Raw genomic sequence first — 9,574 nt, 5'->3', positions numbered from 1 at the left:
TGGAGGATGCCGGGGCGCGCATGGCGCCCTGGTGGCAGGGCCGGGGTCAGAGCAGTTCGTTGAAGCGAAGCGTGAACGTGCCGGACACGCTGCTCAGACCGGCGGCGCAGTTGCTGATGTCGCTGGTGGGGAAGCCGGAGCCGGTGACGGCGGCCCCGGGGAACACGCTGCTGTCGAGCGACGCCGTGGCGTCGGGCTCGGTCACGACTTCGTGGTCGACGGGATCTCCTTCGACGCCCTGCGTCCCGTTCGTGGTGATGCGGGACGTGCCGACGACGGTGCCGGTCCGGTTCGGCCCGTCGTACCAGACGATGGTGGCGGTTCCGGTGTAGCTGCCGACTGCGTTGCAGCTGCCGGTGCCGGTCCCGATGCCGACGATGGTGCCCGACACCAGGTTCGTGGGACCGCCGTTCTTGGGGAAGCACTTGTCGATGGTGCCGGTTCCGGTCCCGTTGATCGTCGTGGTGGTGTTCGTGATCGGCTTGTCGGTGGTCAGGGTGCCGTGCCCGCTGCAGATGAGTCTGCTCGTAGGGGTGTCCCGGTGGCGGGCGGGTGCCGCGGCGGACGCGTTCGACGGTACGGCCTGCTGGACGACGGCGCCTGCGACGGCGACGGCGGTGAGGAGCAAGGGGAGGGCTGTCCGGCGCCAACGCCGGGCAGGAGCGGGCTGATGCTCCATGAGGTGTCTCCTGGGGTGGGGATGCCGCATGCGAGCGGCTTTCCCCAGCATCATGCTGGAAGCGGAGTCCGGCGATCCGGTGACTGCGCCGAGAGGCGGAACGGAACATGGACCTGAGGTACTGGCTCGGCCGAGCGGTGGACGAGATCGGCGCGTGGGCGGCCGACCACGACGGCTTCTCGCCGCACGCGTCGGCATCGGTCACCGACCACGAGATGGCCGACGGCTTCGGCGAGCTCGTACGGAGGCTTTCGAGCAGCTACCCGTTCTTCCACCCCCGCTACGCCGGGCAGATGCTCAAACCCCCGCACCCGGCCGCCGTGGCCGGCTACGTGGCGGCGATGCTCATCAACCCGAACAACCGCGCGCTGGACGGCGGGTCGGCGACCTCCGCACTGGAGGAGGAGGCGGTGGCGGCCATCGCCTCGATGTTCGGTATGCCGAGCCACCTGGGCCACCTCACCGGCGGCAGCACCGTGGCGAACCTGGAGGCGCTGTTCGTGGCCCGGGAGACACATCCGGGCAAGGGCATCGCCTACAGCCGCGAGGGCCACTACACACACGCCCGCATGTGTCATCTGCTCGGAATGCGCGGGTACCCGATCGAGGTGGACAGCCTGGGCCGGATGGACCCCGAGGCGCTGGAACGGCAACTCGCCCGGGGCACCGTGGGCACGGTCGTCGCCACCGTCGGCACCACCGGTCTCGGGGCGGTCGACCCCGTCCACACCATCCTCGCCGCAGCCCGCGCGCGCGGCGTGCGGGTCCATGTGGACGCCGCGTACGGCGGATTCCACGTACTGCTCGACCAGGAGGACGCCGACCTGCTGCCCGACCCCCGGCCCTGGCGCGCCATCGCGCACTGCGACTCCGTCGTGGTCGACCCGCACAAACACGGCCTCCAGCCGTACGGCTGCGGCGCGGTGCTGTTCGGCGACCCGGGCGTCGGACGCTTCTACCGCCACGACTCCCCCTGCGCCTCCTACGCCTCCTACGCCACCGACCGGCCGCACCTGGGCGAGATCAGTCTGGAGTGCTCCCGCTCCGGCGCCGCCGCAGCGGCACTCTGGCTGACCCAGAAACTCCTCCCCCTCACCTCTGGTGGGCTCGGACAGGTCCTCGCGGCCGGACGGCGGGCAGCGCTGCGGTGGGCGGCACTGATCGAGCAGTCCTCGGTCCTGGATCTCTACCAACCGCCGGATCTCGACATCGTCACCTACTTCCCCCGGACCGATCCGCTGCTCCTCAGCGAGGTCGAGGCCGCGAGCCGGACGGTGATGCGCCGGGGCATGTCCGACCGCGCCGATCCCGTCTATCTCAGCACCGCCCGGATCGACGCCCACTCCTTCGCCGCCCGTTGGCCCGGAGCCGTCACCGACCTCGGCCACACGCGCATCCTGCGCAGTGTTCTGATGAAGCCCGAGTCGGAGCTCCACCTGGACCAGCTGCACTCCCTTGTCGAGCGACTCGCCACCACGGCCCGCCACACCGGCTGATCGCCCGTCCCGTGACGCCACCGGCGGGACACGAGCCGAGGCGGCCACCGCTGTTCGAGATCGCCCGTGACCTGCGCGGAGTCAGCAGCACGGCGCCGCTCCTCATCGGATCAAGCCCTGCCGCGCCCGGCTCGCCGGTACTCAGCCGGTGCGGTGTCGGCCCGTCGGCGGCGACGACAGTCGGGCGACGGCCTGCCGGGCGGCCTCGCGGTGGTCCGGGCGGGGCGCCGCCACCCGTGGCCCGGCCAGGTCGCGGCCGGTGAGCGATTCGGCGCCGACCGCGGTCCAGTCGGCTCGGCGCACCATGGCGAGGTGCCCTTCCACGTGGGCCTTGCCGTCCTTGTAGTCGTCGGGTGGTGCCATCAGGGCGCGAAGGTCCTGATGGTTCAGCCACTCCAGTGCGAGGACCTGGCGGCCGAGATGGTGCTCGATGAGCGACAGCACGGTGCCGGTCTCCAGGTGGACGAGCAGGAGCTCCCCTTCGAACGCGTAGCCGCCGTCGTACTCTCCGGATCCCACCGCGAGCAGGGGGAGGTTCGGGTGGAAGGCCATCGCGTTCACGGGATACTGCGAGCTCAGGAGCCATCGGCGGCGGGCACGGTCGGTGACGTGGAAGACCCCTACCGTCTTGGCCTCGTCATCCTCGTGCGCGCCTGCCACGGCGACCAGGCGCCGCCGCTTGTCCGCGACGGCCAGGACAGGGTCGCCGATCTCGGCGAAGGGATCGTCGGAACCGCCGCGGTCAGCTGGAGATGGAGTCATACCGAGGATCTTCGCAAGTACCCGGGCAGCCCCGGCGGCCAGGCTCTCCGTTCGACTCCGGACCTTGGCCAATGCCGCCCGGTGGATCGAAAACGTACTCAAGGAAGTCCAGGACGTGGTTGATCGTCGCCGCGTCCAGGCACGGCCGCCGCATCGCCACGACACGCAGGGCGGCCGTCCCGCGCCGCCGCCCCGGCCGCGCCCGCCGGACGGTACGACGTGGCCGGTTTTCACTCTGGTGGCCACCGCCGCCGGGTGTCACGATCTGCAGGCGCGGATCGACTACGGAGAGCAGTTGTTCGATTTCTCTCTGTCGCCGGTCCGGTCCGCAGCCACGGGGGACCCAGTCCGTGCCGGGCACACCCGGCAGAACGAAGGGAAACACCTTGACCGGTTCCGTTCCTCGCGAGCCCCAGCCGGCGACGTCGCTGACGGCGGATCTGAACGCCGCTGTCGACGTCCCGTCGCCGGACCAGGACCCGGAGGCGGCGCTGGCCGCCCGCGGGCTCGTCCAGGCACTGCCCGCGGACTTCACCGTGGGCAAGGAGGGCAGCGACTTCCCCGCCTGGCGCCTGGGCCCGTACGCGTTCCTGACCGGGGCGGCGCCGGACACCGTCAACCCCAGCCTGTGGCGCAACGCGCTGCTGAACATGAACACCGGCCTGTTCGAGGTCGTCGAGAACGCCGTCTACCAGGTCCGCGGCATGGACCTGTCCAACATCAGCTTCCTGGAGGACCCCACCGGTTCCTCCCGGGACATCGTGGTCGTGGACCCGCTCGTGAGCGAGGAGTGCGCGAAAGCCGCCCTCGACCTCTACCGGGCGCACCGCGGCGAACATGCGCGAGGAGGCCGGAACCCCGGCCTCCTCGCGTGGGTACGGCGGCACGACGGGCACCACACCTGAGCTGCCCGGGGTGCCGTGGAGCCGCCCGAGGTCACCCGTCCACGACGAGTGAGCGGGCGGGGCGCCGTCGCCCGACAGCGCACCCTTGCGGCGTGGTGCGCGCCTGCCTTCCGGCGCCGGGGCGGGGGCTTCATGAGTTGACGCCGCGGAGCGGCCGTCCAGACCCTTGACGCTTTGACATGCCCAGGAGTTGAATGCGGCTCAGCTCAGCACACGATGGGACGACTCCGGGCCCGTCCGGCAGGATCCGCCGGCCCGGCCCCCGCTCCGCCCCGCGGAACCGGACCCCACCTCGCCGGCCCGGTCCGCGCCCCTTCCGTTGGGAGCCGCAGATGACCCGTGACCTCGCGCGCCGACGCACCGGCCGACGCGTCCGCCTCTTCACCCGGCTTGGCCGCCGACTCGCCGTCCTGGCCACCTTGGCCACCCTGGGCATGCTGGTCGCGCTGATCGGCCACGCACCCTCGGCCACCGCGGCGACCCCAGCGACTGCCCCGGTGGCCGTTCCCGGGCCGCCGCCGGGCTGGACGACCGTGTTCAGCGACGACTTCTCGGGCCCCGCCGGCTCACCGCCCTCCGGGGCGAACTGGACGTACGACACCGGCCCGGGCTCGAACTTCGGGACCGGTGAGATCGAGACCATGACCAACTCGACCGCCAACGTCCACCTCGACGGCAACGGCCACCTGAACATCACCGCCCTGAACAACGGCGGCGCCTGGACCTCGGGCCGGATCCGGACGCCGGGCGCGATCGCCGGCGCGCCGGCCGGCGGCAAGCTGGAGGTCACGGCCTCGATCATGCAGCCCGACCCCGCCGGCGGTCTGGGGTACTGGCCCGCGTTCTGGATGCTGGGCCCGGGGCAGTGGCCCCAGAACGGCGAGATCGACATCATGGAGGACGTCAACGCCCGCTCGCAGGTGGCCGGCACAGTCCACTGCGGCACCTCCCCCGGCGGCGTGTGCAACGAGGGCAACGGGATCGGCAGCGGTCTGCGCGCCTGCCCGGGCTGCCAGAGCGGCTACCACGACTACGCGATGGTCCTGGACCGCACCGACACCGCCGCCGAGTCGATCACCTGGTACCTCGACGGCACCGCGTACTTCACCGTGACGGAGAACCAGGTCGGCGCAGCCGTCTGGCAGCAGGCCTTCGACCACGGGCTGTCCGTCATCTTCGACCTGGCCATCGGCGGCGGCTTCCCCAACGGCGTCTGCGGGTGCAACACCCCGACCGCCGCCACCACCTCCGGGGCGACGATGAGCGTCGGATCCGTCGCGGCGTACACCACCACCGGCGGCGGCAGCGGCGGCGGTTCGGCGATCACCGGCTACGGCGGCCTCTGCCTCGACGACCGCGCCGCCTCCACCGCCGACTACAACCCGGTGCAGATCTACACCTGCAACAGGACGCCCGCCCAGCAGTGGACGGTCGTCCGGGCCGGCAGCACGCTGCACGTGCTGGGCAAGTGCCTGGACGTGTACGCGGCCGGCACCGCCAACGGCACGGCGGTGGACCTCTACACCTGCAACAACACCGGCTCCCAGGTCTGGATCCCGCGCCCCGACGGTTCGCTGTACAACCCGCAGTCCGGCCGGTGCCTGGACGACCCCGGCTGGTCCACCACTCCGGGCACCCAGGTGCAGATCTGGGACTGCACCGGCGGCGCCAACCAGAAGTGGGCGCTGCCCGCCTGACGCGGCACCGCGACGATCGCGGCCGGGAGACCGGCACACGGCCGTCGCCCGGCTCGTCGGGCACGGTGTCGAGGCGGCGCGGGCCCGCCCCCGGGTCTCCCCGGGGGCGGGCCCGCGCTGTTCGGCACCGTGGTCGGCGGTGAAGCCGAACAGCAGGTCGGGCAGGACGGTGATCCAGTTGATCCGCTGCCGGTCGGCCTCGGGTGCCAGCGGCACCGGTGCGCGGACGGTGAGCCCGGAGGTCACCTCCCGCACCAACCCGGCCAGGTCGTCCGCCTGCTCGGTCTCCCCCTTGAATCGACCCTGCGGGCGTCCGGCGCCCCCGCTCCCTGCCCCCTGCCCCCTGCCCCCTGCCGTGTCCGTGGCCAATCCGGGTTGTCCGCTGTTCACCTGGTCCGCGACTGAATTTTTTTGACGGACAATCAAATGTGCTCGCACTGTGGGAACTCCACCGGGTCTTCGGGCAACTCGCCGAAGCCCGCGCCAGGACACGACGAAGGAGCTCTCCGTGATCAAGAAGCACCTTGCGGCCGTACTCGCGGCCACCGTCCTCGCCGGAGGCTTCGTGGTCCTCTCCGCCGGCGCGGCCCACGCCACCGACCGGGTCAACAAGTGCGGGAGCGCGTACGCCTTCAAGAAGAGCTGGAGCATCAAGGACAACGGCGACGCACGCGTGGTCGGATTCATCGACATCTACTACAACAGCGCGAACGGATACAACTGCGCCATCGCCCGCGGGAACGACGCGACAGTCACCAATCACCACGAGATCTTCATCGCCATCCGACGCTCCGGAACGAACGACTGGATCGACGACGGTGCCGGCAGTAACTACACCCAGTACGCGGGCCCGGTCTACGCGTACGCCAAGGGCGCCTGCATCGACTTCGTCGGAGGGCTGAAGTACAACGAGCCCTCGGGCCAAGGGGCCTCCGGCTACAACTCCCAGCACTGCGGCTGAACCATGGCCGGGCGGCCGACCGCCGACGACGGGGGCGGTCGGCCGCCCACTGCGACCAGGCACGCCCCGGAGCCGGGTTCGAGCCGTCCCACGGCGACGGTCGCCCGCCGTTCCGGCCCTCAGCAACCAGGACACGACGAAGGAGCTCTCCGTGATCAAGAAGCACCTTGCGGCCGTACTCGCGGCCACGGTCCTCGCCGGAGGCTTCGTGGGCCTCTCCGCCGGCGCGGCCCACGCCACCGACCGGGTCAACAAGTGCGGGAGCGCGTACGCCTTCAAGAAGAGCTGGGACATCAACGACCGTCACAACGTCGGCGTGGTGGTCGGATTCATCGACATCTACTACAACAGCGGGAACGGATACAACTGCGCCATCGCCCGCGGGAACGACGCGACAGTCACCGGCCAGAACCGGATCGCTGTCTTCATCCGGCGGTCCGGGGACGGCAGCTGGGTCCGGGACGGCGTCGACCAGAACTACACGCGGTACGCGGGCCCGGTCTACGCGTACGCCAAGGGAGCCTGCATCGACTTCATCGGGGAGCTGAGGTACAACGAGTTCTCGGGATTCGGTGACGGCGGCTACAGCTTCGAGCACTGCGGCTGAAGCGCGGCCGGGCGGCAGGGCTCGCCGGCGCGGGCCGACCCCCACGCACCGCGTCGCCGGGGCGACGGAGGATCGCGGGAAAGCCCCAGGTCGTCGTACCTGGGGCTGCACTGCTGTATCGGACGATGAGGCGGGACCTCGCGGATCAGCCCCGCACGTGCAGTCCGAAACCCGTGCGGCCCGTGGGCCGACCATCCGCTCGGGGGAGAACTCGGCGGCCGGCGGGCGGTCGGCGTGCTGGCGCACCGTCTCGTCGAAGCCGAAGCCGACGTCCAGGTGGTACAGGAAACCGCGTCCGCAGTGGTCGGCGGCGAGCCGGGCCAGCACCGGGCCGTAGCGTTCGGCGACCAGGATGCCCCCGACGGCGATGTGGAAGCAGAGCAGGGCCGACGCGCGCTCGTTCGGGTCAAGGTGCCGATGGCCCCCGCAACAGGGTGATAGGCATATGCATCCCTTGTCGGCTGCAACGGAGGACCGCATGACCGCCAACGGCTGGACCGACGAGTTGCTCGACCGGATGCGCGGCACCGGCGATCCCCTCGCGGACGACGCCATCGCCGAGACCTACCGGCTGGGGCAGCAGGAACAGGTACGGCAGACGCTGCTCGGCTTCGGGCGCGACAGCGACACCGTGCCGGCAGGTCTGCCGCCCGCGCTACAGCAGTACTTCGCGGAGTCCGCCGATCTGCCGCCCTGGGCCGATCGGGCGCGGATGGAACGCGGACACCAGCTCCTCGGCCGCTACCAGCCGCTCATTGCCGCAGTCCTGCTGTGCGGCTCGCTCCCGTTCGACTACTCCTGCGGCAACGGCGCCGAGGTGCTGGTCCGGTCGCAGCGCCTCACCTCCGGGGTGTACCGGCGGCTGATGGAGACCTCCCAGTTCGTCGTCGACGTCCTCGACGACGACGGCCTGGGGCCCGGCGGTCGCGGGTTGCGTTCCGCACAGAAGATCCGGCTGCTGCACGCCACCATGCGCTATCACATCTCCCGCCTGGACGACTGGGACAGCGCCAGGCTGGGGGTGCCGGTCAACCAGGAGGACCTGGCCGGCACGTTGATGAGCTTCTCCGTGGTCATCCCGCACGGACTCGCCAAGCTGGGCGTCGAGCTGCTGCCGGAGGACCGGGACGCCTACTTCCACATCTGGCGGGTGGTCGGCCATGTCCTCGGTGTGCAGGAGCAGCTCAACGCCGTCAAGTTCGGTGACGGTTCCGCCCTGTTCGACGTGATCCTCGGTCGGCAGCAGCGCTCGTCGGAAGCGGGCACCGTGCTGACCAAGGGCGTGCTGGACTTCATCCGGGAGGTGCTGCCCGTGCCGCCGGGAGCGGGACCGACCCTGATCCGGCACCTGATCGGGGACAAGTCCGCCGACCTCGTCGGGGTGCCTCCGGCGGACTTCACCAAGCTCGGACTGCAGCTCGCCGCGCTGCCCGACTTCGGGTACGGCAAGGCGGGCGACACGGTGCCGTTGGCCGCGAAGGTGGCGAGCCAGTTGGGGCTGCTGGTCTTCAAGGAGGGACTGCTGCTGACGAACAAGGGCCGCCGCCGCGATTGGCAGGTCCCCACCGGCCTGACCGACTCGCCATCCTGACTCGGCCACGGCGCCCCCGTCCGGGTGATCGGTTCCGGCCCCGCCGTGCCAGCAGGTCGTGGTGCGGTCGCTTCACAGGGCCGGCTGACGGGCCTCGGTCAGCATCGCGCGTCCGGCCCGCCACTCGCACAGCCCCGTCGGCACCAGGCCGATCAGGCAGCAGAGGACCACGATGCCACCCGCGATGGACACCGGGGTGACCGACTCGTCGGCGGGCACCGCCCGGGTCGGGTCCCCAGGCGCGTACCGGACCTCGACCGCCGAGCCGAGCGCCACCGTTCCTGCCAGCCGGTTCCCCGAGTAGGTGCGGCCGTCGACCGTCCAGTGGCCCCCGCAGTGCGGGTTCCTGCTCAGTTCGTTGCAGCTGGTGACGGTGGCCGTCGTCCGGGTGTCCATCGCCACGTTGTCGCGCACCTGGCGGACCACCGTCGCGGAGCCGCACAGTGCAGGTGGTCGAGTTCCTGGACCTGGCGTGCCGGGCGCTGAACGCGCTGCCGCTGGAGCGGATCGAGCGGGAGGCGGTGGTCCCGGCCGCCGAGGGCGGCCGGGGGGCGTCCACCGCAGGGGCGGGCAGGACCAGCACGATGGTGATCACCGACACGGGGCGAGGACGGCTCCCCGGACGAGCGCCGTGTGCCGACAGGGTTCGCGGTAGAGGTTCCGCATCCGGACCCGCCCGTACCGCGCTGATGCTCCGCCGCGCACAGCCGGGCGGACGACAACCGGCGTGCTCGGAGGATTGCCCGGAGTCCGGCCGGGATCGGCGCGGACAACCTCGGATCCCGCTCTCCACCCTCCGCTGTCCGCGGCCGCCTCGGGTTGTCCGCCACTTACCTGGGCCTTCACGCCCTCCTGTAGACGGACAATCACCGCGGA

At 71.2% G+C, this 9,574-nt stretch carries 10 protein-coding genes; 7 read left to right on the top strand and 3 right to left on the bottom strand.

The annotated features are described in order from the left end of the window. Window positions 1-46: 46 nt before the first annotated feature. Entirely contained in the window at window positions 47-679 is a 633-nt protein-coding gene (locus tag ACIQVZ_RS20440) for a hypothetical protein (RefSeq protein WP_402451760.1), read from the bottom strand. A 107-nt stretch (window positions 680-786) separates the two neighbouring features. On the opposite strand from ACIQVZ_RS20440, the gene ACIQVZ_RS20435 reads away from it, so the two are divergent. Then, a complete protein-coding gene (locus tag ACIQVZ_RS20435) occupies window positions 787-2,175 on the top strand; it encodes a pyridoxal phosphate-dependent decarboxylase family protein (protein WP_402451758.1) in 1,389 nt (462 codons plus the stop codon). Window positions 2,176-2,316: 141 nt separating this feature from the next. Here ACIQVZ_RS20435 and ACIQVZ_RS20430 read toward each other — a convergent pair whose 3' ends face one another. Continuing rightward, a complete protein-coding gene (locus ACIQVZ_RS20430) occupies window positions 2,317-2,937 on the bottom strand; it encodes a hypothetical protein (protein WP_402451756.1) in 621 nt (206 codons plus the stop codon). A gap of 386 nt (window positions 2,938-3,323) precedes the next feature. Here ACIQVZ_RS20430 and ACIQVZ_RS20425 point away from each other — a divergent pair, with 386 nt between their 5' ends. The 6 genes from ACIQVZ_RS20425 (at window position 3,324) to ACIQVZ_RS20400 (ending at window position 8,698) form a co-directional block, all read left to right on the top strand. Further along, window positions 3,324-3,842: a hypothetical protein gene (locus ACIQVZ_RS20425; RefSeq protein ID WP_402451753.1), complete on the top strand. Its 519-nt coding sequence runs from the start codon at window positions 3,324-3,326 to the stop codon at window positions 3,840-3,842. Window positions 3,843-4,174: 332 nt separating this feature from the next. Then, window positions 4,175-5,539, top strand: a complete 1,365-nt coding sequence (locus ACIQVZ_RS20420; RefSeq protein WP_402451750.1) for a ricin-type beta-trefoil lectin domain protein — start codon at window positions 4,175-4,177, stop codon at window positions 5,537-5,539. 508 nt (window positions 5,540-6,047) lie between these two features. Beyond that, on the top strand, window positions 6,048-6,500 hold the full coding sequence (locus ACIQVZ_RS20415; protein WP_402451747.1) for a hypothetical protein: 453 nt from the start codon (window positions 6,048-6,050) through the stop codon (window positions 6,498-6,500). 151 nt (window positions 6,501-6,651) lie between these two features. Next, window positions 6,652-7,107: a hypothetical protein gene (locus ACIQVZ_RS20410; RefSeq protein ID WP_402451744.1), complete on the top strand. Its 456-nt coding sequence runs from the start codon at window positions 6,652-6,654 to the stop codon at window positions 7,105-7,107. A 234-nt stretch (window positions 7,108-7,341) separates the two neighbouring features. Beyond that, on the top strand, window positions 7,342-7,545 hold the full coding sequence (locus ACIQVZ_RS20405) for a hypothetical protein (protein ID WP_402451741.1): 204 nt from the start codon (window positions 7,342-7,344) through the stop codon (window positions 7,543-7,545). 40 nt (window positions 7,546-7,585) lie between these two features. Further along, window positions 7,586-8,698: an oxygenase MpaB family protein gene (locus ACIQVZ_RS20400; protein ID WP_350879232.1), complete on the top strand. Its 1,113-nt coding sequence runs from the start codon at window positions 7,586-7,588 to the stop codon at window positions 8,696-8,698. A gap of 72 nt (window positions 8,699-8,770) precedes the next feature. Here the strand turns inward: ACIQVZ_RS20400 and ACIQVZ_RS20395 are convergent, their stop codons facing one another. Continuing rightward, on the bottom strand, window positions 8,771-9,112 hold the full coding sequence (locus ACIQVZ_RS20395; RefSeq protein WP_350879233.1) for a hypothetical protein: 342 nt from the start codon (window positions 9,110-9,112) through the stop codon (window positions 8,771-8,773). Window positions 9,113-9,574 lie beyond the last annotated feature (462 nt).

This window comes from Kitasatospora sp. NPDC098663, assembly GCF_044760075.1.
Classification (GTDB): Bacteria; Actinomycetota; Actinomycetes; order Streptomycetales; family Streptomycetaceae; genus Kitasatospora.
This window is presented reverse-complemented; position numbering and strand designations above follow the sequence as displayed.